The following is a 22094-nucleotide window of genomic DNA, read 5'->3' as shown; positions in this document are numbered from 1 at the left end:
CTATTCTAAAACAACAAAAATTTAAATTAATTTGTCTAAATTTTCTGCAGCAACGTAACGTTCTGTAGTAAAACCTTCTGCACATTCTACTCCAACCAATCTTCCTAAATCTCTTGCTCTGTAATTTATACTGTCTATAAAGTTTTTACTTGTTATAGGTGTTTCTGGCTCCTTACTATTAGGGTCGTAAAACTGAGTTTTATAGGCTAAAACAGAAGCTATTTTTTTATCAATAAAACCACTAACATCTAAAACAAAATCGGGTTCTATGTTTTTCCATTGCATATAATGGTACACCTGTTTTGGGCGCCATTTTTCTTGAGATTCTCCATCTAAATTCGTCTCTATTTTCATCAAACCACTTAAAAAACAAGCATCAGATACTAATTTGCTACCTTTTCCGTGATCTATGTGTCTGTCTTCTATGGTATTACAAAACACTACTTTTGGCTTATATTTTCGGATCATTTTTATAATTTCAAGTTGATGATTTTTATCATTTATAAAAAAACCATCTGCAAAACCTAAATTTTTACGAACAGAAACGCCTAATATTTTTGCTGCATTTGTAGCTTCTACGTCCCTAATCTCAGCAGAGCCACGTGTACCTAACTCGCCTCTTGTTAAATCTATAATACCTACTTTTTTTCCTAAAGAAACTTCTTTAGCAATGGTAGCACCACAACCTAGTTCTACATCATCTGGGTGTGCCCCAAAAGCCAATATATCTAATTTCATATATATTTGTAATCTATTTAAATTTTTTTAATTATAACCTTAACTTTTATTATAAGAAACTACAATAATCGTTAAGTTAGCAAATATTTTTGTGTAATTTTCATGAAATTCTTTTCAATAAAAAATTAACACTTCAAAAATAATCAATTTTAAAAGAAAATATAAGAAGATATTATTTCTATTAAGTTTTCGTATTTGTAAATAGTTAAAATAATGTCTTTTTTTTATGATAATTACAAAAATTTTACAATTTGAAAAGTTATGATATATATCATGTAACCCCATTTAATATCAACCTAATTTTACATCGTAAAAGAAAATAAAAAAATAAATTTATGACTTTAATGCTTATTATTTTAACAATTACAATTGGTTTATTTGTTTGGGGAAAATATTCACCAGATGTAATTGCATTAGTTTCAATGCTAAGTTTATTCTTATGCGGAATTATAAATTTAAATGAAACTTTAAGCGGATTTAGCAACCCTACGGTTATTATGATTGCTGCACTATTTATTATTGGTGAAGGTTTATCTCAAACTGGTTGGACAGCCTTAGCAGGGAAAAAATTAATAGAATTGGCAGGCAAAAGTGTGCCAAAATTGTTAGTTATTATTACTTTAGGTTCTGGTGTCTTATCTGGTTTTGTGAGTAATACGGGTACAGTAGCCACATTATTACCAGCCACCATATCTTCTGCTTGGAGTATTGGTACAATGCCTTCTAAAATATTAATACCTGTAGCGTTTGGTTCTAATACTGGTGGTTTATTAACCTTAACTGGTACACCACCAAACATTATTGCAAATAATGCATTAATAGATGCCGGTTTTGAAGGTTTTTCTTTTTTTGAATTTGGGTTGATTGGTTTGCCATTGCTAATTATTGCACTGCTTTATTTTAGATATATCGGCTTTAAAGTTTTACCTAAAAATAAGACAAATAATAAACCAATCATTATAGATAGTACTCTACACGAGTGGATTAAAGGTTATGAAATAGATAATGATTACTATCAATTAAGAATTAGATCTGCATCGCCATTAATTAATACGAAAATAAGTGAGTGGGATTTAGAAAATAAATATCACATTCATCTTATTCGTTTAAAAAGAAGACATCCAAATAGATTAAAAGGAACCCAACCTTTTATAGAGTTTCCTGAAAATGATACAGATTTAAGGTATCATGATATTATAACCGTAAAGGGGAATACAGCAGATATCAATAAAATAATGATTGAATTTCGATTGGGTTTATTACCAAAAGAATCTGCAAAGACGGAATTAAGAACCAATTTAATTAATCAAGAAGTTGGTATGTCTGAGGTTTTAATTTCTCTAAACTCTCAGTTAGTGGGTAGAAAAATAAAACTTAAAGAATATTTTAAAAGATATGAGATACAATTATTAGCAGCATCTAGAAATCGCGAACCTTTCTTAGAAGAAGAAATGAGAGTAAATGCTGGAGATAGTTTTATCATTAGAGGTCCTTGGGAAAATATAGAAAAACTAAAAGACCAACACAAACATATTGTTGTGGTGGGTAGTCCAGAAGAAATGCTAAAAGATGTGGATAAATTAACCCCAAAATCTTACATAGCTTTGGGTGCATTATTTTTAATGATTGCCATGTTAGTTTTAAAATTAGTACCAGGTTCTATAGCTGCATTAATTTCTGCTGGTATTGTATTATTTACAGGCTGTGTACCTTTTTCTAAAGCTTATAAAAGTATAAGTTTTACAAGTGTGGTAATGATTGCTGCAATGATTCCCATGGGGGTTGCCATTCAAAAAACAGGTGCAGCAGAATTAATTTCTAATTCTTTAATTGGTTTTTTAGGAAAAGAAAATCCAACACTTTTATTAGCAGGTATATTTATTTTAACCACAACATTTAGTCAGTTTATAAACAATTCTGCAACAGCAGTACTAATGGCGCCAATAGTTTTATTAGCTGCAAGTACAGTTGGCATATCTCCAGAACCACTATTAATAACAGTTGCTGTTAGTGCATCAACAGCGTTTTTAACACCCATTGGTACAACTACCAATGCCATGGTAATAAGCTCTGGTAATTATAAATTTATGGATTATTTTAAAGTAGGCTTACCTCTTTTAATAATTTTCTTAATCACCACTTTATTATTAGTGCCAATTATTTGGCCTTTTTAAAAAAATTAGAAATAAAAAAGAAAATAAAAATTACTTAAAAAAGTCTCTTGATTATTTAAGAGACTTTTTTATAGCTTGTTCAATATCAGCAATTAAATCTTTGGGTTCTTCTATACCTACAGAAAAACGAATTAACCCCTCTTTAATTCCTCTTTCTAAACGCTCTTCTTCACTTAATAGAGCATGTGTAGTTTGCGCAGGACTTACTGTGGTACTTTCTAAACCTGCCAAACTCATAGAAGGTTTTATCAATTGTAAATTATTCTGAAATTCCATAGCATCTATTCCTTTTTTTAGTTCAAAAGATAACATTGCACCAAACCCTTTCATTTGCTTTTTTGCTAATACATGCTGTGGATGACTCTCTAAACCTGGGTAATAAACAGCGTCAATTTTCGGATTATTTTCTAGATAATTTGCCATTTCCATTGCATTTTTAGTCTGTTCTTTTACACGAAGATTTAATGTTTTTAAACTTCTTTCTAACAACCAAACTGTTTGATCACTTAGATTACCACCAAAGTTAATGGCTGTTTCCCAAATTTGCGAAATATGTTCTTTAGATCCTGCAATTGCACCCGCAGAAATATCTGAATGACCTCCCATATACTTTGTGGCTGAGTGCAAAATAATATCAATTCCGAAATCTGCAGGATTTTGATTTATAGGTGATGCAAACGTGTTGTCTATCATAGTTAGCAAATCATGTTGCTTTGCCAAAGTTGCTATTGTTTCTAAATTTGTAATTCCTAAAAGCGGATTAGAAGGTGTTTCTATGTAAATAATCTTAGTGTTTTGTTTTATCAAAGGAATAAAATCTTCTGTTTGATCACTTTCAGTAAAAGAATATTCAATACCATATTTATCAAATTCCTTTACAATAAAATTATAAGTTCCTCCATAAATCACTTGTTGTATTATTACATGATCTCCTGTTTTTAAAAATGCTAGCATTGCTGCAGAAATTGCTGCCATTCCAGAAGAAAATATCAAACCATCTTCTGTATGTTCTAAAGCGGCTATTTTTTTATACAACATTTCTTGATTTGGTGTGTTTAAATAACGTGGGTAACGTTTTACATCAACTCCATCAAAAGCATAAGAAGTAGACATATATATAGGCGAAACTGCTCCTTTAAATTGTTCGTCTTTTACTTCTCCTGTATGCACACAGGTTGTATTTATTCCTAATTTATTTGAATTTTTCATTGTATCGAATTTTCTATTGCTAAATTACCAAATCCAACTCTAAATTTCTACAAAAAATCAATATCTTCGTTGTAATGATAACAGTAGCAATTATTGGAAATGGAAATGTAGCCACACATTTACACAATGCTTTTTTAAAAGCTAAAAATGTGGAAGTTATACAAGTAAATTCTAGAAAATTAGAAAATATTCCAGAAACCGATGTTACTATTATTGCGGTTTCAGATGATGCTATTGCAGAAGTTTCTGCAAAAATCAACAATTCTTTTGTGGTGCATACTTCTGGTAGTTTTGCTCTAAAAGACTTAAAAAACAACACTAGAAAAGGGGTTTTTTATATGTTACAAAGTTTTTCTAAAGATAAAAAAATCGATTTTTCTTTAGTTCCGTTTTGCCTAGAAGCTACAAATAAAAAAGATTATATAGTCTTGGAAAAGTTAACAAAATCAATTGGACATAAAATATATAAAATCAATTCAGAACAAAGAAAAAAACTACATGTAGCTGCTGTTTTCGTAAATAATTTCACCAATCATTTATATAAAATAGGAAATGATATTTGCCAAGAAAACAATATTCCTTTTGATATTTTACAGCCTCTAATTAACGAAACTTCTGAAAAAATAAAAGAACTTTCGCCAAAGCAAGCACAAACTGGACCCGCAATTAGAAACGATAGAAAAACGATAAAAAATCATTTAGCTTTGTTAGATAAACAGCAGAAAAAAATATATAAAATTTTAACAAAGTCAATAAAAAAATCTTCAAATAAGTTGAATTAAATTGTCAATTAGAGCGTATTTAAAAGCTCTTTAATAAAAAATTATGGAAATTAGCTATAAACAAATATTACCAAAAATAAACACTTTTATTTTTGATGTAGATGGGGTTTTAACCAACGGTACTTTAACCATTATGCCAGATGGCGAATTGGTTAGACATATGAATGTAAAAGATGGTTATGCCATGAAAAACGCTTTAAATAAGGGGTTTAGAGTATGTATTATTTCTGGAGGAACTAATGAAGGCGTAAGAAATAGATTGCAAGCTTTAGGTATTGATGATGTTTTTTTAGGGGCACATGATAAAATAAAACAGTATAGTGAGCTGGTTAAAAAATACAATTTGAAACCAGAGAATATTTTGTATATGGGTGATGATGTTCCAGATTATCCTGTAATGAAATTAGTGGGTTTACCAGCTTGCCCAAATGATGCTGTTAGAGAAATTCAACAAGTTTCTAAATATATTTCAGACAAAAAAGGTGGAGAAGGGTGTGTAAGAGATGTAATAGAACAAGTTTTACGAGTACAAAACAAATGGACAGAAAATTTTGATGCGAGTGTATAGTTTTAACAAATTATTTGCTAAAAAGTTTATATTTTCACAAAATAATTAAAACTTCTCAGGTATGAAAACAGTAAGTATTACATTTTTATTCGTATTAATTTCAATTGGCATAAATGCACAAACTATCTTTGGTAAATGGCACTCTAAAAACGATGCTGGTAAGGTAGATTCCGTTTTAGAAGTATATAAAAAGGATGGGAAAGCGTATGCTAAAATTATAGAAATTTTAAATCCTGATAGAAAAAATGCACTTTGTGTTGCTTGTGAAGGAGAAAATAAAAACAAACCAATACTAGGTTTAAATATATTATCTGGTTTAGAAAAAGAGAACGATGAATGGTCTGGAGGTACTATTTTAGATCCAAGAAATGGAAAAGTTTACAAGTGTTATATTAAGATAGAAGAACCTAATAAATTAAAAATAAGAGGCTATATTGGTGTTTCATTTTTTGGAAAAACTGCTTATTGGGAAAGAGTTATTTAATTTTGTAAAAAAAACTATAAAACAAAAACTAGTTCTTTTCTTCTAACATTGGCACAAAAGCAAAATCACCCAATTCTTTTTTCTCAAATTCTTTGGCAGATTTTCTTGTAAAAAGTGTCATAATTTGTGTTTTATCTCCTACAGGTATTAACAGCATCCCTCCTATTTTTAATTGAGAAAGTAAAGGTTTGGGCACAAATGGTGCTCCAGCAGTTACAATTATTTTATCAAAAGGAGCTTGATCTTGTAAACCTTTATACCCATCGCCAAAAATAAATTTCTTTGGTTTGTAACTTATTTTAGGTAAAAAAAAACTTGTTTTTTTAAACAGTTCGTGTTGTCTTTCTATGGTAAATACTTCTGCATTTAATTCTAATAAAACTGCGGTTTGGTAACCAGAACCTGTACCAATTTCTAACACTTTTTCTTCGGGTTTTACAGCCAAAGTTTCCGATTGAAATGCCACTGTATAAGGTTGAGAAATGGTTTGTTCTGCTGCAATAGGAAAAGCCTTGTCTTGGTATGCATGCGCCTCAAAACTAGAATCTATAAATAAATGACGTGGAATTTTACGAATTGCTTCTAATACATTTTTATCTGTAATACCTTTAGCCATTAATACTTTAGCTAACTGATTTCTAAGTCCTTGGTGTTTCGAAGTGTCTCTCAATTTTAACAAATTTCTATGAGCTAAAAATAAGAATAATTCTAATTACAAACTCATAAAATTGTATCTTTGTTTTTGGCATTTTTTAATTTTTATTATTTAATATGTCAGTTCTAGCGCAGTCAAGAACTATCTTATAATTAATTACAAACCTCTCGACTGCGCTCGAGCAGACAAAATAAAATAATACATTTTATGCTAAAAGCAGGCGTTTTAGGTGCTGGTCATCTAGGTAAAATTCATCTTCGTTTATTACAACAATCAGAAAAATATGAATTGGTAGGTTTCTTTGATCCTTTTAAAGAAAATGCAGAGAAAGTTTCTAAAGAATTTGGCTATAAATTGTTTGATTCTATCGATGATTTAATTGCAGCTGTAGATGTTGTAGACATTGTTACCCCAACTTTATCTCATTTTGAATGTGCAAAAGTAGCTATCGAAAAAGGGTGTCATATTTTTATAGAAAAACCCATAACCAAAACGGTTTTAGAGGCAGAGGCTATTAAAACTTTGGCAAGCCAATTTCATGTACAAGGTCAAGTAGGTCATGTAGAACGTTTTAACCCAGCTTTTACAACTGTAAAAGATAAAATAGATACACCTATGTTTATAGAATCTCATAGATTGGCAGAGTTTAATCCTAGAGGAACAGATGTACCTGTTGTACTAGATTTAATGATTCATGACATAGATATTATACTTTCGGTTGTAGATTCTAAAGTAAAAAATGTACACGCTAGTGGTATTTCTGTAATTTCTGAAACTCCAGATATTACCAATGCAAGAATAGAATTTGAAAATGGTTGTGTTGCCAATTTAACAGCTAGTAGAATTTCTATGAAAAACATGCGTAAATCTCGCTTTTTTCAGAAAGACGCTTATATCTCTGTAGATTTTTTAGAGAAAAAATCGGAAGTGGTTAGAATGAAAGATGTACCTGAAAAACCCGATGAGTTTGCTATGATTTTGCAAAATGCAGAAGGTATAAAAAAACAAATTTACTTTGATAATCCTGAAGTTAAAAATAACAACGCCATTTTAGATGAATTAGAAGCTTTTGCAGATGCCATAAATAATGGTACAAAACCAATTGTTTCTTTACACCAAGGTGCTGAAGCTTTACGTGTTGCACAAATGATTATTGATTGTTTTTAAACAATTAAAATTTAGAATTGCAGTAAGTAACAATATATCAATAAAGTTGATTAATAAATGCGTTAAGGATTGAGCGACCTGTTTGAGCTCTTACGCCAAAAGCGAAAAGCGAGTAGCGAAAGCCTGTTAAAACGCCCAAAAAAAAATACAATGAAAAACATAGCAGTAATAGGTGCAGGAACTATGGGAAATGGAATTGCACACACTTTTGCACAGTTTAATTATAGTGTACAACTTATAGATGTGTCTGAAAATGCTCTAAAAAAAGGCTTGGCTACCATTAGTAAAAATTTGGATAGAATGGTTGCTAAAGAAAAAATTTTAGAAAATGATAAAAACAATACATTAGCAAATATAACAACCTATACTTCTATTAAAGAGGGGGTTAAAAATGCAAGTTTAGTGGTGGAAGCTGCTACAGAAAATGTTGCTTTAAAAGGTAATATTTTTAAAGAATTAGACAAGTTTTGCCCTAAAGACACCATTTTAGCAACCAATACTTCTTCTATTTCTATAACGCAAATTGCTGCGAAAACAAATAGACCTGATAAAGTTATTGGGATGCACTTTATGAATCCTGTGCCAATTATGAAGTTGGTAGAAATTATAAGAGGTTACAATACCTCTGATACTGTAATGGATTTTACTGTAAATTTGGCAAATAAAATTAATAAAATTCCTGTTGAGGTAAATGATTACCCTGGTTTTGTTGCTAATAGAATTTTAATGCCCATGATTAACGAATCTATTGAAACCCTATATAATGGAGTTGCTGGTGTTGCAGAAATTGATACGGTTATGAAGTTAGGAATGGCACATCCTATGGGACCTTTGCAGTTGGCAGATTTTATTGGTTTAGATGTTTGTTTGTCTATTTTAAATGTAATGTATGATGGATTTAAAAATCCTAAATATGCTCCTTGCCCATTATTAGTAAATATGGTGGTGGCTGGTAAATTGGGGGTAAAATCTGGTGAAGGTTTTTACGATTATTCAGAAAGCAGAAAAGCAGAAAAAGTAGCGAGTATGTTTTCTTAAGTTGATATATGAAAAAGATATTTTTATTTCTCATTGTATTTTTTTTTACAGTTACTACCATAAAAGCTCAGGTGAAAATTGATAAATTAAAACTTAAAAAAATTGGCTTTTTATACAATTATGCCAACGAAAAAAACTTTATTTTTGATGATAAAGATTATTCGTACAATACAAAAACCTACAAAATACAAGCTTTTTACTATCTAGGTAGCTGGAAATCTTTAGATTTTGAATTAATTGTACAACCACAATATCAAAGAATTTATCATCAACTTGATAATGAACAATTTGTATTACCTTCAGAATTAAATTACTTAGAAAAAAGAACAGAGTTTACATCACCTAAAAACATTAATTTATATGGTTTTGAGTTGGGTTTTGTTTTAAAAAAAAAATTATTAAAAAATATAAAATTTTTAGCAACTATTGGTTTAGGGGTTGCTACCATAGATACTAGTACTGAACGTTTGGCTAAAGGATTTACCTTTTTAGAAAATGGCTCTTTAGGTTTGTGTTACCAATTTTACAAACAAACTACGTTATATATAGGGAGTAATATTGGCCATGTTTCTAATTTTGATACTAAAAAACCAAATAATGGTTATTCGTTTCTGGGTTTTGAAGTTGGTTTGCAATATATTTTAAACTAAAAAACGCTACAAAACTTAAATTTTGTAGCGTTTTTTAGATTGTAAGTTTTTAAATAATTTAGTTACCTAACCAAGAGTTTAACATCCAAATTGTTTTTTCTTGTTCAGATATAAAATCACTCATCATTGCATTAGTACCTTCGTCATTTGCCTCATCAGAAAGGTCTAATATTTCTCTTTCAATTTTTAATAATTCTGATAAAGAGTTTACAACTAAGTTTACAGCTTCAACATCATTAGAAATATCTTTTCCAACGGGTACAGATGCATTTTCTATGTAATCTGTAAACGTGTGCAATGGTTTACCTTGTAAAGTTAAAATACGTTCTGCAATATCATCTATTTTAACTTGAGAGTCTGTGTAAAATTCTTCGAATTTTACATGTAATTCAAAAAAGTTCTTTCCTTTAATATTCCAATGTAAACCTCTTAAATTTTGATAATATACTTGAAAATTTGCCAATAAACCATTTAATTTATTTACTAAATTTGCACTTTCTTTTTTGTCTAATCCTATTATTGATATACTCATATTCTTCTATTTTTATTTATTTTAAAATTACAAAAAATTTATAACGATTTACCATAGTAAATATTGATAGTTTTAATATCTTTATCGAAAATTATTATATAAAATGACAATTACCCAATTAAAGTATGTTTTATCTGTTGCAGAATACCAAAATTTTACCATAGCTGCAGAACATAGCTTTGTTACGCAACCTACGTTAAGTATGCAAATTCAAAAGCTAGAAGATGAATTGAAAGTACAAATATTTAATCGCTCTAAAAAACCTATTGAACTCACTGCTGTGGGTAAAAAAATAGTAGAGCAAGCCAAAGTTATTGTTGACGAAAGTAACCGAATAATAGATATTGTACACCAACAAAAAGGGTTTATTGGGGGTGAGTTTAAAATAGGTATTATACCAACTATAATGCCTACTTTATTACCAATGTTTTTAAATAATTTTACTAAAAAATATCCAAAAGTAAAATTGATTGTAGAAGAACTAACTACAGAAGAAATTGTTAGAAAGTTAACTGATGGTCACATTGATGCAGCCATTGCTGCAACACCGCTAGAAAATGAGGCAATTAAAGAAAAACCTTTGTATTATGAACCATTTGTGGGTTTAATTCCGCAAAACCACAGACTTTTTAATAACAAACAAATTACTGAAGGTGAGTTAGAAATGGAAGATATCTTATTGTTAGAAGATGGACACTGTTTTAAAGATAGTGTAATAAATTTATGCAGAAATCACAAAATAGATAATAAAAAAGGGTTTCAGTTGGCAAGTGGAAGTTTTGACACCTTAATAAAATTATCTAAAGAAGGCTTAGGAATGACTTTGTTGCCTTATTTACATACCCTTGATTTAAGCGATGTTGATAAAAGACACTTACGTGAATTCACAAATCCACCACCAGCAAGAGAGGTGAGTTTAATTTACCATAAATCGCAATTAAAAATGCAATTAATAGAGGCTTTAAAAAAGACTATTGATGGTGTAGTTAGAGGTGCTATTTCTTTTTCTGATGTAAAAATTATTAGTCCTTTGCAAAATAAATAAAATTATTATCATAAAAAAAGGAAGCTCTTCCGCTTCCTTTTTTTTTAGTATTTATTATTAAATAACTAAGAATACATTTTTTCTCGTAATTCTTTAATTTTTGGATCCGATAAGTATTCGTCAAAAGTAGCATATCTATCTATAGCTCCTTTAGGAGTTAATTCTATAATTCTGTTAGCAACCGTTTGTGCAAACTCATGGTCGTGTGTAGAAAATAGCACAGTCCCTTTAAAGTTAATTAAGGCGTTGTTTAAAGATTGTATCGATTCTAAGTCTAAGTGATTTGTTGGCTCATCTAAAATTAAAATATTAGCTCTTTTCATCATCATTCTAGATAACATACAACGTACTTTTTCTCCTCCAGATAAAACGTTACTTTTCTTTAAAGCTTCTTCTCCAGAGAAAATCATTTTTCCTAAAAACCCACGTAAAAAAACTTCTTCACGTTCTTCTTCGGTTTGTGCATATTGTCTTAACCAATCTACCAAGTTTAAATCTCCATTTTGAAAAAAATCTGAATTATCTAAAGGTAAGTACGATTGTGTAGTTGTTACACCCCAAGAATGTTTACCGTCATCTGCATTTTCATTATCAGTAATAATTTGATAAAAAGCAGTAATAGCTCTAGAATTTTTAGAAATTACGCCTACTTTATCTCCTTTATTCAAATTTATATGTACCTCATTAAAAAGACTTTCATCCTCAAAACTCTTAGACAAACCTTCTACATTTAATATTTGATCTCCTGCTTCTCGGTCTCTATCAAAAATAATAGCTGGGTAACGTCTACTAGAAGGTTTAATGTCTTCTACATTTAACTTGTCTATCATTTTTTTACGAGATGTTGCTTGTTTCGATTTTGCAACATTAGCAGAAAAACGACGTATAAAATCTTCTAATTCTTTCTTTTTATCTTCTGCTTTTTTGTTTTGTTGAGCACGTTGTTTTGCTGCTAATTGGCTAGACTCATACCAGAAAGTATAGTTACCAGAGTAATGGTTGATTTTACCAAAATCGATATCAGAAATATGCGTACAAACAGCATCTAAAAAGTGTCTATCGTGTGATACTACGATTACACAGTTATCAAAATTTGCAATAAAATTTTCTAACCAAGCAATGGTTTCAAAATCTAAATCATTGGTAGGCTCATCCATAATTAATACATCAGGATTGCCAAATAAAGCTTGTGCAATTAAAACACGTACTTTTTGTTTACCATCTAAATCTTTCATTAAAGTGTAATGCAAATCTTCTGCAATGCCTAAATTAGAAAGCATTGCTGCAGCATCAGAATCTGCATTCCAACCATTCATCTCTTCAAACTTTACCTGTAGTTCTCCTATTTTTTCAGCATTTTCATCAGTATAATCTGCATACAAAGCATCTATTTCTTTTTTAATAGAAAACAATTCTTTGTTACCCATAACTACCGTTTCTAAAACAGGAAACTCATCATAAGCGTAATGGTCTTGAGATAACACAGACATTCGTTTTCCTGTTTCTAAGTGTACTTGTCCAGAAGTAGGTTCTTGCTTACCAGAAATAATTTTTAAAAAAGTAGATTTTCCTGCTCCATTTGCACCGATAATACCATAGCAATTTCCTTGCAAAAATTTAGTGTTTACTTCATCAAATAAAACACGCTTACCAAACTGTACAGATAAGTTAGAAACTGATAACATAATTGTATTTTTAAATTTTGTGCAAAAGTACAAATTACATTTTGCTTAACAATCTTTAAATACAAGAGATTTTTGCACTATCTTTAATAATATTGGCAGTTTTTTTAAGGCTATTTTAACAGTGAATTAACAAGAACAACAGTCCCAAATTTCTAAATTTGTTCACAAGACTTAAATGATAAATGATAAAAAACATATTTTTATATATATCCCTAACACTTTTAGTATTAACTATTAGTTGTACGGACTCTAAAAAAAATAAACCTACATTTTTTGGTGGTAAAATAATAAACCCAAAAACAAAATATGTTGTCTTATATGCTAAGGATAAAGTAATTGATACAATTTTATTAGATAATAAAAATAAGTTTTTAGCAGAATTTACTTCTTTAAAAGAAGGACTTTACTACTTTGAACATGGCAATGAAAACCAATACATATATTTAGAGCCTAAAGACAGTTTAATGTTGCGTTTAAACACATGGGATTTTGATGAATCTTTAGTTTACGCAGGTAAAGGTGCCGAAAGAAACAATATTTTAATAGATATTTTTTTAGAAGATGAGAATGATAGAAGATCTTATTATCTACTTAATAAATTTAAGCCAACCATCTTCAAAAATAAAATAGATTCTATACTTCAAATAAGATTAGATACCTATAATGATTATGTAAAAGATCATACTAAAGAAACAGATAATTATTTTAAACTTTTAAAAATTGCACTTACCTACCCTATTTTTTCTAGAATAGAAAGATACCCCTTAAACCACAGTAAAATAAATAAACACAATAGTTTTATAGAAACAAAAAGTAATTTTTATAACCACAGAAATTATATAGATTTTAATAACGATTCTCTAATGTATTATCCACCATACACAAGATATATAAGAGATTATTTATATAATGTTACATATGCTCTAGGTTATAAACCTATGAAAAATGAATACACTGCTAATTTTACGGTAGACTTATTAAAATCTATAAACGATAAAATAAGCTCTGAGAATTCTAAAAATGCCTTTTTAAAAAGTACTGTTTTAGAACATTTTTACAAAAAATCTAGCTGTAATTTTAATACAAAAACTTTTGATACCTTTTTTAAATACAGTACAAATGTTAAAGACAAATCGTTGGTTAAAAATATTTTAAATGATGGTGAAGCCATACACAAAGGTGATGAGATTAAAGATTTTCTATTTTATGATTTTACAGAACAACCTATAAACATTCAAGATTTTGTTTTAAACAAAAACTCATTATTGGTTTTTTGGAATGAAGATTATTATTCAAAAGTTTTTTTAAGCACTCGAATCCCTTTTCTTAAAAATAAATTTCCAGATTTAAATATTGCTATTATAGAAATAGATGGCAATAGCTTAAATAGAATTCCTAATATTGATATAAAAAATCAATATTACATCAATACCAAAAATCTAAAAAATAACTTTTTAACTAGTGGTATGCCAAGAACTATTTTGGTAAACAAAAATGGTATTGTAGAAAATGGCTATGCTTCAATAGCTTCGCAAAACATCTATTATCAGCTAAAACAACTCACTAAAAATAATTAAAACAAGTTTAAACTTGCTATCTATTTAATTTGCTGTACCTTTGCACGGTTTTATTTTTGAGATATACTCGAATAAAAATCAAGTCGAAATTATAAATTGATTTGCAGGTGGGCGTTCTGTGAATCTACAAAAACACAGTAATGTCAACATTTTTAGAATTAGGTTTAAAAGCACCTATAAACAATGCATTAACAGATTTAGGTTACGAAAAACCAACTGTTATTCAAGAAAAAGCAATTCCGCAAATTATTTCATCTACAGACGATTTAAAAGCATTTGCACAAACAGGTACCGGTAAAACAGCCGCTTTTAGTTTACCAATATTAGAACTTTTAAATGAAGATAATAGCAATGTACAAGCTATTATTTTATCACCAACAAGAGAACTTGCAGTACAAATTGGTAAAAACATAGAAGATTTTTGTAAATATTTACCAAAAGTAAAAGTAACAACGGTTTATGGTGGTGCTAATATGGATACACAGATTAGATCTTTAAAAAGAGGATCTCAAATTGTAGTGGGTACTCCAGGTAGAACGGTAGATTTAATTAATAGAAGAGCCTTAAAGTTAGGCAATGTACAATGGTTAGTATTAGATGAGGCAGATGAAATGCTTAACATGGGCTTTAAAGATGAGTTGGACAAAGTTTTAGAAGCAACTCCAGAAACCAAACAAACCCTACTTTTTTCAGCAACTTTTCCAAGAGAAGTAGAAGCTATTGCAAAAAACTATATGACCAAACCAGTAGAAATTACTTCTGGTGAAAAGAACCAAGGTTCTGATAACGTAAGTCATGAATATTACTCGGTAACAGAAAGAACACGTTACCCAGCATTAAAAAGAATTGCAGATTTAAACCCAGATATTTACGCAATTATTTTCTGTAGAACCAGAAGAGAAACACAAGAAGTTGCAGATAACTTAATAAAAGATGGGTATAGTGCAGATGCTTTACATGGAGATTTATCTCAAGGTCAGAGAGATTCTGTTATGGGTAAGTTTCGTAAAAAAACCATACAAATATTAGTAGCAACAGACGTTGCTGCACGAGGTTTAGATGTTACTGAATTAACGCATGTTTTAAATCATAAATTACCAGATCAAATAGAAAACTATACACATAGAAGTGGTAGAACAGGGAGAGCTGGTAATAAAGGTATTTCTATTGTTTTAGTAAACGGTAAAGAAAAAGGAAAACTAAGAGCAATTGAAAGAATTATTAAAAAGAAATTTGTAGAAACTAAAGTACCTACCGGTAAAGAAATTGTAGAAAATCAGTTGATGAATTTAATTGATAAGGTACAAGCTACAAAAGTTAACGAATCTGAAATTAACGAGTTTTTACCAACTATTTACGAAAAACTTGCCGCTTTAGACAGAGAAGAATTGATTCAAAAATTTGTTTCTTTAGAGTTTAACACCATGTTAGCTTATTATGAAAATGCTAAAGATTTAAACGATTTATCATCTAGAGAAAACTCTAGAGCAAGAGCTACAAATGAAAACATGACTCGTTTCTTTATCAACATTGGTAGAAAAGATAGTTTAAACCCTGCCAAATTAATTGGTTTAATTAATGACCAAAATATAGGTGATAAAATAGAAATTGGTGCTATTGATATTTTAGATACATTTTCGTTCTTTGAAATAGATAAAAATTTCGAAAACGAAACATTAGCTGCTTTTGAAGAAAATCAACCAGATTTTGACGGACGCTCTGTAAATGTAGAAATTACTAAAAAAGAACGTTCTGGTGGTGGAAGAAGACGCGGTAAAAAACCCTTTGGAAAAAAAGATGGAGGATTTGGAAGAAAAAGAAGCTCTGAAGGCTCTTCCGAAAGAGGTGGAAGAAAAAGATCTGATAGAAGCTCTAGTGATAGACCTAAAAATTCTGGAGATAGAAAATCTGGTGGTTTTGGTAGAAGACGGAGAGAAAGATAAGTTTTTATAAAAAACTCCTGAAGAAATTCAGGAGTTTTTTTTTATAATATTAAGCGTTTTGCTTTTTAATTAAATTTAAAGCAGAACCTTCTTTATACCACGCAATTTGAGCATCATTATATGTGTGGTTCACTTTAATAATATCTTTGCTACCATCTGCATGAACAACTTCTATTGTTAAAGGTTTTTCTGGTGCAAACTCATGTAAGTCTAAAAAGTTAAAAGTATCATTTTCTTGAATTAAATCATAATCTGCTTCATTTGCAAAAGTTAAGCCTAACATTCCTTGTTTTTTTAGGTTTGTTTCGTGTATACGTGCAAAAGATTTTACAATTACAGCAGCAACACCTAAGTGACGTGGTTGCATTGCAGCATGCTCTCTTGAAGAACCTTCACCATAGTTGTGATCTCCTACAACAACCGTTTTTACACCTTCTTTTTTATACTCACGCTGTACATCAGGCACACCACCATATTCACCTGTTAATTGGTTTTTTACAAAATTTGTTTTTTTGTTAAATGCGTTTACTGCACCAATTAAAGTATTGTTTGCAATATTATCTAAATGCCCTCTAAAACGTAACCATGGACCTGCCATACTAATATGATCTGTTGTACATTTTCCAAAGGCTTTTATTAATAATTTTGCTCCTTTAATTTCTGATCCTAAAGGTGTAAAAGGCTCTAATAATTGCAATCTTTCAGAATCGTCTTTTACAGCAATTTCTACATGACTTCCATCTTCTTCTGGAGCTAAGAAACCATCATCTTTTACTTCAAAACCTTTTGGAGGTAATTCCCATCCTGTTGGTTCATCTAACATTACTTCTTCTCCATTTTCATTGATTAACTTATCAGTCATTGGATTAAAATCTAAACGACCAGCAATAGCTACAGCTGCCACCATTTCTGGGGATGCTACAAAGGCATGTGTATTTGGATTACCATCTGCACGTTTAGCAAAGTTTCTATTAAAAGAGTGAATAATAGAGTTTTTGGGTGCATTTTTTGGATCTGAATATCTAGCCCATTGCCCAATACATGGTCCACAGGCATTTGTAAATATTGTTGCGTCTAATTTTTCAAATACTCCTAAAATACCGTCTCTATCAGCAGTATATCTTACTTTTTCAGAACCTGGGTTGATCCCAAAGTCTGCTTTTGTTTTTAAATTTTTATCAATAGCTTGTTGTGCAATAGAAGATGCTCTTGATAAATCTTCGTAAGAAGAGTTTGTACAAGAACCTATTAATCCCCATTCAACTTTTAATGGCCAATCATTCTCATTTGCCTTTTTAGTCATTTCTAAACCAGCTTTAGTAGATAAATCTGGTGTAAATGGCCCGTTTAAAAGCGGACTTAATTCTGATAAGTTAATTTCTATTACTTGGTCAAAATAGTTTTCTGGATTTTCATACACTTCTGCATCACCTGTTAAATAATCTTTGACTTGGTTTGCTGCATCTGCAACATCATCTCTATCTGTAGCACGTAAATAACGTTCCATAGAATCATCATACCCAAAAGTAGATGTTGTAGCACCTATTTCTGCCCCCATGTTACAAATTGTACCTTTTCCAGTACAAGACATTGATGTTGCTCCAGGACCAAAGTATTCTACAATAGCACCTGTACCGCCTTTTACGGTTAATATATCTGCTACTTTTAAAATAACATCTTTTGGGGCCGTCCAACCAGAAAGTTTACCTGTTAATTTTACACCTATTAATTTGGGAAATTTTAATTCCCAAGGCATACCAGCCATTACATCTACTGCATCTGCACCACCAACACCAATGGCAACCATACCCAAACCACCAGCGTTTACTGTATGAGAGTCTGTACCAATCATCATTCCTCCAGGGAATGCATAATTTTCTAATACTACTTGATGAATAATACCTGCACCTGGTTTCCAAAAACCTAAACCATATTTATTAGATACAGATTCTAAAAAGTTAAAAACCTCGTTACTTGTATTTAACGCAGATTGTAAATCTGTACTGGCACCGTTTTTTGCTTGAATTAAATGATCACAGTGTGTAGTGGTTGGAACCGCAACTTTAGATTTACCAGCTTGCATAAATTGCAATAACGCCATTTGTGCTGTTGCATCTTGTAATGCAATTCTATCTGGTGCAAAATCTACATAATCTTTTCCTCTGGTAAAAACCTTACTTGGATTCCCGTCCCAAAGGTGAGAGTACAATATTTTTTCTGCTAAAGTTAAAGGTTTTCCTGTAATTTTTTGTGCTGCATCTACACGTTCTACAACGTTCGCGTAGACTTTTTTAATCATATTAATATCAAAAGCCATATAGTTTGAGTTTTTTTTTATTTTTACTCTCTAATTTAAATAAAAAAAATTAGATAACAATTTCTCTTACTAACTTTATCTTATGGCACTATATCTATTTTCTATTAAATTATTATTGTTTGATTTTTAATTACAATAAAAAAAAAGCTCAAGTAAAACTTGAGCTTAATTATTTTTAAAATTTTATTATCCAACCAGCTGTTTTTGAGATGGTTTGAATTTGGTTAAAACAATACCATCTACAGCCTTCTCATATTCTTGCATAGTTGGTGTTCTGCCTAAAATTGTAGACAATACAACTACGGGAGTAGATGACAATAGTGATTCTCCTTTTTTCTCTCCAGAATCTTTTACTACTCTACCCTGAAATAAACGTGTTGATGTTGCCATAACTGTATCTCCTGGCTCTGCTTTTTCTTGATTCCCCATGCACAAGTTGCATCCTGGACGTTCTAAGTATAATAAATTTTCATATTTAGTTCTTGCCAATCCTTTTGGAGCATTATCATCAAATTCAAAACCTGAATATTTTTGTAAGACTTCCCAATCTCCTTCTGCTTTTAGCTCATCGACAATATTGTAGGTTGGAGGGGCGACTACTAAAGGAGCTTTAAACTCCACTTTACCATGTTGAGCTTCAATATTTTTTAGCATTTGAGCTAATATTTTCATATCTCCTTTATGAACCATACAAGAACCTACAAAACCTAAATCTACTTTTTTAGTTCCTCCATAAAAAGATAACGGTCTAATTGTATCGTGTGTATAGCGTTTTGAAACGTCATTATTGTTAACATCTGGATCAGCAATCATTGGTTCTGCTATTTCATCTAAATCAATAACAACTTCTGCATAATATTTAGCATCTGCATCTGGTGTTAACGCTGGCTTAATTCCTGTTTTTAATTCAGTAATTCTAGCATTGGCTTTATCTATTAAGCCTTGTAACATTTGTTTTTCATTATCCATTCCTTTTTCAATCATAATTTGTATACGATCTCTGGCAATTTCTAGTGACTCAATTAATGTGTCATCTTCAGAAATACAAATAGATGCTTTTGCTTTCATTTCTGCAGTCCAATCTGTAAATGTAAACGCTTGGTCTGCAGTAAGAGTCCCTAAGTGAACTTCAATAATTCTTCCTTGAAAAACGTTTTCACCTTTAAACTGCTTTAGCATTTGTTGTTGCGTTGCATGAACTACATCTCTAAAGTCCATAAAACTTCTCATATCTCCCTTAAAAGTAACTTTTACAGACTGAGGAATTGGCATTGTTGCCTCACCAGTTGCTAATGCTAAAGCTACAGTACCCGAGTCTGCCCCAAAAGCAACGCCTTTAGACATACGTGTATGAGAGTCGCCCCCAATGATAATAGCCCAATCATCAATTGTGATATCATTTAAAACTTTGTGAATAACATCTGTCATTGCGTGATAATTTCCTTTTGGATCACGTGCAGTAATTAAGCCAAAGTCATTCATAAATTTCATTAATCTAGGAATGTTTGCTTTTGATTTATCATCCCAAACTGAAGCTGTATGACAACCAGATTGATAACCTGCATCAACAATTGGAGATACCACATTTGCAGCCATCATTTCTAATTCTTGAGAAGTCATTAAACCTGTGGTGTCTTGAGAACCTACAATATTAACTTCTACACGAACATCTGAACCTGCGTGTAATTTTTTTCCTGGAGTGTTACCAACTGCATTTTTGTTGAATATTTTTTCTACAGCAGTTAAACCTTGACCTTCAATAGAAATTTCTTTTGAAGTAGCATATACTTGAGGAATATCTATTCCTAATATTTTACAAGCAATTGTTTGTAGTTTTTTACCAAAAACAACTGCATAAGAGCCACCTGCTTTGATAAATTCCATTTTCTGTGGAGTTAAGGCTGTGGAAATATCTTTTAACGCAACATTATTACTATATAACTTCTTTTCTTTAGTATTAATTGTTAAAACTGTTCCTGTTTCAACTGAATACATTTGCTTTAAAACTGGTTCGCCATCTTTATCTACAATAGTATTTCCTTCTGCATCTTTTTGTTTTACCCAATTTTGTAAGTCTATTCCAATACCACCGGTTACCCCTACTGTGGTTAAGAAAATTGGAGAAATTCCGTTTGTACCTGCAATAACAGGAGCTATGTTAATAAAAGGTACATAAGGGCTAGATTCTACACCTGTCCAAAGTGCAACATTGTTTACACCTGACATTCTAGAGGAGCCTACTCCCATAGTTCCTTTCTCAGCAACTAACATTACTCGCTTATCTGGGTGTTTTTCTTTTAAAGCTAAAAGTTCATTTTGCATATCTTTATTATGCTCAAAAATACATTGACCGTGTAATTCTCTATCAGATCTAGAATGTGCATCTGCCCCTGGAGATAGTAAATCTGTAGAAATATCTCCAACACCTGCTATATAAGTAACCACTTCAATTTCTTCTTCTACTTCTGGAAGTTTTGTAAAAAATTCAGCCTGAGCATAGCTTTCCAATAATTCTTTTGATATTGGACATCCTTTTTTATAAGCGTCTTCTAATCTTTCTATATCAGCTTCGTATAAGAAAACTTGGGTTTTTAAAACCTCTGCAGCTTGTTTCGCTATTTCAATGTCTTTACCTAGTAATACTAAATCTAACAAAACTGTAATTGATGGACCACCTTTCATATGAGATAGTAACTCGAATGCAAATTCAGTTGTAATTTCATCAACTTTAGATTCCCCTAAAATGATTTCTTTTAAAAATTTTGATTTTACACTAGCTGCACTTGTTGTACCTGGTAGTACATTATATATAAAAAAGTTTAGAGAATCTTCTCTATACTGATTATTTATATCTTTTATTTGTGAAATTATGTCGCTTAATAATTCCTGACCATCAATAGGTTTTGGTTGGAGACCTTGCGCTTTACGTTCTTCAATTTCTATAAGGTAGTCTTTGTAAGTATGCATGAGAAAGTTATTTTTTCTAAAAATTTACACCTCTATTTTAGCTAAGGTATAGTGCTTTATTTTTTGGTTAATTTAATTTGACAAAAATACATTTTTTCTAGTAACTTTCAAGTATAATTAAAAGAATGCAAGAATTAATGAATAAAAAAAGAATATTTGAAAATTAACTAAATTTAACTCAAATAAAACCGTCTTTTTTTGCATTTACTTAAAAAATAATTAAAAAAGTCATTTTACTAACTATGCTAAGTTGTTATCATAATGACTATATAAATTAGAGAGTTTTATTTACTTACTTCATCTAATTTTTTTTAAACGTTGATTAAATTTTACGTAAGAAAATAAATCTTGTTTTAAATCTAAAAAAAACAGAAAATCTAGATCTTGAAGATCCTGAATCAAGATTTTAAATTAAACAATTTACAAATAAAAATTATATAGGTTTACCTCTATTAGAATGGATGAACCTTTGCAAAAAAGAAGAGTTCCCAATTATGAGAAAATGGGTGCGATAATTATTAAACTGTGTATAAATTACATTTTTCTACTTAATAATTTTCGTG

General features: G+C 30.3%; 17 protein-coding genes. 10 read left to right on the top strand and 7 right to left on the bottom strand.

The features are described 5' to 3' along the window. Nucleotides 1–21: 21 nt before the first annotated feature. The gene (gene bshB1 / locus AC2D6T_RS06220; RefSeq protein WP_484680853.1) at nucleotides 22–738 is read right to left on the bottom strand and encodes a bacillithiol biosynthesis deacetylase BshB1; all 717 of its coding nucleotides are present in this window, start codon (nucleotides 736–738) and stop codon (nucleotides 22–24) included. Between the two features lie 335 nt (nucleotides 739–1073). Here bshB1 and AC2D6T_RS06215 point away from each other — a divergent pair, with 335 nt between their 5' ends. Continuing rightward, nucleotides 1074–2912, top strand: coding sequence for an SLC13 family permease (locus tag AC2D6T_RS06215; RefSeq protein ID WP_484680852.1), 1839 nt, complete (start codon nucleotides 1074–1076; stop codon nucleotides 2910–2912). Between the two features lie 51 nt (nucleotides 2913–2963). On the opposite strand, the gene AC2D6T_RS06210 is transcribed toward AC2D6T_RS06215, so the two are convergent. Beyond that, a complete protein-coding gene (locus AC2D6T_RS06210) occupies nucleotides 2964–4121 on the bottom strand; it encodes a trans-sulfuration enzyme family protein (protein ID WP_484680851.1) in 1158 nt (385 codons plus the stop codon). A 74-nt stretch (nucleotides 4122–4195) separates the two neighbouring features. Here AC2D6T_RS06210 and AC2D6T_RS06205 point away from each other — a divergent pair, with 74 nt between their 5' ends. The 3 genes from AC2D6T_RS06205 (at nucleotide 4196) to AC2D6T_RS06195 (ending at nucleotide 5955) form a co-directional block, all read left to right on the top strand. Continuing rightward, nucleotides 4196–4903, top strand: a complete 708-nt coding sequence (locus tag AC2D6T_RS06205) for a Rossmann-like and DUF2520 domain-containing protein (protein ID WP_438988313.1) — start codon at nucleotides 4196–4198, stop codon at nucleotides 4901–4903. A 43-nt stretch (nucleotides 4904–4946) separates the two neighbouring features. Then, complete coding sequence (locus AC2D6T_RS06200) at nucleotides 4947–5471, top strand: KdsC family phosphatase (RefSeq protein ID WP_438988312.1); 525 nt, start codon at nucleotides 4947–4949, stop codon at nucleotides 5469–5471. Nucleotides 5472–5532: 61 nt separating this feature from the next. Next, entirely contained in the window at nucleotides 5533–5955 is a 423-nt protein-coding gene (locus AC2D6T_RS06195) for a DUF2147 domain-containing protein (protein WP_298946580.1), read from the top strand. A 28-nt stretch (nucleotides 5956–5983) separates the two neighbouring features. Here the strand turns inward: AC2D6T_RS06195 and AC2D6T_RS06190 are convergent, their stop codons facing one another. After that, a complete protein-coding gene (locus AC2D6T_RS06190; protein ID WP_484680850.1) occupies nucleotides 5984–6625 on the bottom strand; it encodes a protein-L-isoaspartate(D-aspartate) O-methyltransferase in 642 nt (213 codons plus the stop codon). A gap of 192 nt (nucleotides 6626–6817) precedes the next feature. On the opposite strand from AC2D6T_RS06190, the gene AC2D6T_RS06185 reads away from it, so the two are divergent. The 3 genes from AC2D6T_RS06185 (at nucleotide 6818) to AC2D6T_RS06175 (ending at nucleotide 9465) form a co-directional block, all read left to right on the top strand. Continuing rightward, a complete protein-coding gene (locus AC2D6T_RS06185) occupies nucleotides 6818–7777 on the top strand; it encodes a Gfo/Idh/MocA family protein (protein WP_484680849.1) in 960 nt (319 codons plus the stop codon). 150 nt (nucleotides 7778–7927) lie between these two features. Further along, complete coding sequence (locus tag AC2D6T_RS06180; RefSeq protein ID WP_484680848.1) at nucleotides 7928–8815, top strand: 3-hydroxyacyl-CoA dehydrogenase family protein; 888 nt, start codon at nucleotides 7928–7930, stop codon at nucleotides 8813–8815. A gap of 71 nt (nucleotides 8816–8886) precedes the next feature. Further along, nucleotides 8887–9465 (top strand): acyloxyacyl hydrolase, encoded by a 579-nt coding sequence (locus tag AC2D6T_RS06175; protein ID WP_484680847.1) that lies wholly within the window; start codon nucleotides 8887–8889, stop codon nucleotides 9463–9465. 58 nt (nucleotides 9466–9523) lie between these two features. Here AC2D6T_RS06175 and AC2D6T_RS06170 read toward each other — a convergent pair whose 3' ends face one another. Further along, nucleotides 9524–9997 (bottom strand): Dps family protein, encoded by a 474-nt coding sequence (locus AC2D6T_RS06170; RefSeq protein ID WP_484680846.1) that lies wholly within the window; start codon nucleotides 9995–9997, stop codon nucleotides 9524–9526. A 103-nt stretch (nucleotides 9998–10100) separates the two neighbouring features. On the opposite strand from AC2D6T_RS06170, the gene AC2D6T_RS06165 reads away from it, so the two are divergent. Next, nucleotides 10101–11042 (top strand): hydrogen peroxide-inducible genes activator, encoded by a 942-nt coding sequence (locus AC2D6T_RS06165; protein WP_484680845.1) that lies wholly within the window; start codon nucleotides 10101–10103, stop codon nucleotides 11040–11042. 65 nt (nucleotides 11043–11107) lie between these two features. Here AC2D6T_RS06165 and AC2D6T_RS06160 read toward each other — a convergent pair whose 3' ends face one another. After that, on the bottom strand, nucleotides 11108–12727 hold the full coding sequence (locus tag AC2D6T_RS06160) for an ABC-F family ATP-binding cassette domain-containing protein (RefSeq protein ID WP_484680844.1): 1620 nt from the start codon (nucleotides 12725–12727) through the stop codon (nucleotides 11108–11110). A gap of 182 nt (nucleotides 12728–12909) precedes the next feature. Here AC2D6T_RS06160 and AC2D6T_RS06155 point away from each other — a divergent pair, with 182 nt between their 5' ends. Beyond that, on the top strand, nucleotides 12910–14304 hold the full coding sequence (locus AC2D6T_RS06155) for a hypothetical protein (protein WP_484680843.1): 1395 nt from the start codon (nucleotides 12910–12912) through the stop codon (nucleotides 14302–14304). Between the two features lie 140 nt (nucleotides 14305–14444). Beyond that, the gene (locus tag AC2D6T_RS06150; protein WP_484680842.1) at nucleotides 14445–16247 is read left to right on the top strand and encodes a DEAD/DEAH box helicase; all 1803 of its coding nucleotides are present in this window, start codon (nucleotides 14445–14447) and stop codon (nucleotides 16245–16247) included. Between the two features lie 49 nt (nucleotides 16248–16296). On the opposite strand, the gene AC2D6T_RS06145 is transcribed toward AC2D6T_RS06150, so the two are convergent. Next, on the bottom strand, nucleotides 16297–18564 hold the full coding sequence (locus AC2D6T_RS06145) for an aconitate hydratase (RefSeq protein WP_484680841.1): 2268 nt from the start codon (nucleotides 18562–18564) through the stop codon (nucleotides 16297–16299). A 186-nt stretch (nucleotides 18565–18750) separates the two neighbouring features. Next, a complete protein-coding gene (locus tag AC2D6T_RS06140) occupies nucleotides 18751–21531 on the bottom strand; it encodes a bifunctional aconitate hydratase 2/2-methylisocitrate dehydratase (protein ID WP_484680840.1) in 2781 nt (926 codons plus the stop codon). Between the last annotated feature and the right edge of the window lie 563 nt (nucleotides 21532–22094).

This window comes from Polaribacter sp. YIW18 (assembly GCF_057219325.1).
Note: the sequence above shows the minus strand (reverse complement) of the source record. Positions and strands in the feature narration are given on the sequence as shown.